Origin of the sequence: Alteromonas oceanisediminis (assembly GCF_018474025.1) — a bacterium.
GTDB lineage: Bacteria > Pseudomonadota > Gammaproteobacteria > Enterobacterales > Alteromonadaceae > Alteromonas_E > Alteromonas_E oceanisediminis.
The window spans coordinates 401,716-404,510 of the sequence record NZ_JAHCTA010000005.1; the positions used below are offsets into that span (position 1 = coordinate 401,716).

Here is a 2,795-nt window from a genome sequence, read left to right on the forward strand (position 1 = left end):
TGAAATATTTGAGTTTTGGGTTATCCCTGAATTCCACGGAGAATTAAGATGCCAAGAAGAAGAGTCGTAGGTCAACGTAAAATCCTACCTGATCCTAAGTTCGGATCGCAGTTACTAGCTAAGTTTATGAATGTCGTTATGCTCGACGGCAAGAAATCAACCGCTGAAAAAATCGTTTACGGTGCACTCGATATTGTTGCTGAAAAAACCGGCAAAGCACAGCTAGATGTATTTGAAGATGCGCTCGACAACATCCGCCCATCAGTGGAAGTAAAATCACGCCGTGTGGGTGGTTCTACTTACCAGGTTCCGGTAGAAGTTCGTCCAGTTCGTCGTAATGCATTAGGCATGCGTTGGATGGTAGATGCTGCACGTAAACGTGGTGAAAAATCCATGGCGGCACGCTTAGCGGCGGAGATGCTTGACGCATCTGAAAATAAAGGTTCTGCGGTTAAGAAACGTGAAGACGTTCACCGTATGGCTGAAGCGAACAAAGCATTCGCTCACTACCGCTGGTAAACACAGTTTAATTGAGAGCGATTCATGGCGCGTAAAACACCTATTGAGCGGTATCGCAATATCGGTATTGTCGCTCACGTCGATGCGGGTAAGACCACAACGACTGAGCGTGTATTGTTCTACACGGGTATGTCTCACAAAATTGGTGAGGTACATGACGGTGCAGCAACAATGGACTGGATGGAGCAGGAGCAGGAGCGTGGTATCACTATCACGTCGGCTGCGACTACGTGCTTCTGGGCCGGTATGCAGCAGCAATTTGAACAACATCGTATCAACATCATAGATACACCGGGGCACGTTGACTTCACCATTGAAGTTGAACGTTCACTGCGTGTGCTGGATGGCGCTGTTGTGGTGTTTTGCGGTTCGTCAGGGGTTGAGCCTCAATCTGAAACTGTATGGCGTCAAGCCAATAAATATGCTGTACCGCGCATGGTATTCGTCAATAAGATGGACCGTGCCGGTGCAGACTACGACCGCGTTGTTAAGCAGATACGTAATCGCTTAGGCGCAAACTGCGTTCCCATTCAAATGAATGTGGGAGCAGAAGAGAATTTTAGAGGCGTTGTAGACCTGTTCAAGATGAAATTCATCAATTGGAATGATGCTGATCAGGGTATGACGTTTACGTACGAAGATATTCCCGCTGACAGCTTGGAACGCGCTGAACAGCTTCGCACTGAAATGATTGAAGCCGCTGCCGAGGCGTCTGACGAGCTTATGAACAAGTACCTCGAAGGGCAAGAACTCAGCGAAGCGGAAATTAAGCAAGGTTTACGCAAGCGCACATTGAATAACGAAATTGTGCTAGCGACCTGTGGTTCGGCATTTAAGAATAAAGGCGTTCAAGCGGTACTTGATGCTGTTGTTGAATTTTTACCTGCACCCAATGATGTCCAAGCAATCAATGGCGTGTTGGATGACAAAGATGAAACGCCTGCCGAGCGGCATGCCGACGACAACGAGCCGTTTTCTGCGCTTGCATTTAAAATCGCGACTGACCCATTCGTGGGTACGCTCACGTTCTTCCGCTGTTACTCGGGTGTGATAAAGACCGGCGATACGGTATATAACCCAGTAAAAGGCAAGCGCGAACGTTTTGGTCGTATCGTTCAGATGCACGCAAAAGATCGCGCTGAACTGAAAGAGGTTCGCGCAGGCGATATAGCCGCAGCGATTGGCATGAAAGATGTCACCACTGGTGACACATTATGCGATCCCGCACATGTGATTACGCTCGAACGTATGGATTTCCCTGAGCCGGTCATCTCGATTGCGGTGGAGCCAAAATCGACCGCTGATCAGGAAAAGATGGCCATTGCGCTGAGTAAATTGGCAGCGGAAGACCCTTCATTCCGTGTGCATACTGATGAAGAAACCGGTCAGACGATTATCTCAGGCATGGGTGAACTGCATCTGGATATTATTGTCGATCGCATGAAGCGCGAATTTAGCGTGTCGTGTAAGGTGGGTAATCCACAAGTTTCCTATCGTGAAACAATCCGCAAGAAAGTGGAAGTGGAAGGCAAATTTGTGCGTCAATCGGGTGGACGAGGTCAATTTGGCCACGTTTGGCTGCGGATAGAGCCGCAGGAAGAAGGCGCAGGGTATGAGTTTGAAAACGCTATTGTAGGTGGTGTAATTCCAAAAGAATTTATACCTGCGGTAGATAAAGGGATCCAAGAGCAAATGCGCAATGGCGTAGTTGCCGGTTACCCCGTATTAGACGTTAAGGTCACTTTGTTCGATGGATCATTCCACGATGTTGACTCTTCTGAAATGGCGTTTAAGATTGCGGGTTCGATGGGCTTTAAAAACGGGGCTGCTGAAGCAGACCCAGTATTACTTGAGCCAACGATGAAAGTCGAAGTGACGACGCCGGAAGATTGGATGGGTGATGTGGTTGGCGACTTAAACCGTCGTCGCGGTATCATCGAAGGAATGGATGACGGTATAGCGGGCGTTAAAATAGTACGTGCCAAAGTGCCTTTATCCGAAATGTTTGGATATGCGACGGACTTACGTTCAGCAACTCAAGGGCGAGCGTCGTATTCAATGGAGTTTTTCAATTACGCAGAGGCACCTAACAACGTGGCCAAAGCGATTATTGAGGCGAGACTGTAACTTTTTAAAGGTTCGGTCCGGTCTATTTTGGGTCGGGCTTTAAATTAGGAAGCGAGAAAAATGGCAAAAGCTAAGTTTGAACGTAATAAGCCGCACGTAAACGTAGGTACAATCGGCCACGTTGACCACGGTAAAACGACACTAACTGC

General features: G+C 48.1%; 3 protein-coding genes. All 3 read left to right on the forward strand.

From position 1 onward, the window contains the following. Positions 1 to 48: 48 nt before the first annotated feature. Positions 49 to 519 (forward strand): 30S ribosomal protein S7, encoded by a 471-nt coding sequence (gene rpsG / locus KIU71_RS11350; RefSeq protein WP_214131384.1) that lies wholly within the window; start codon positions 49 to 51, stop codon positions 517 to 519. 24 nt (positions 520 to 543) lie between these two features. Beyond that, a complete protein-coding gene (gene fusA / locus KIU71_RS11355) occupies positions 544 to 2,646 on the forward strand; it encodes an elongation factor G (RefSeq protein ID WP_214131385.1) in 2,103 nt (700 codons plus the stop codon). Between the two features lie 60 nt (positions 2,647 to 2,706). After that, a partial coding sequence (locus tag KIU71_RS11360) for a GTP-binding protein (protein WP_072292276.1) occupies positions 2,707 to 2,795 on the forward strand: 89 nt, incomplete at its 3' end.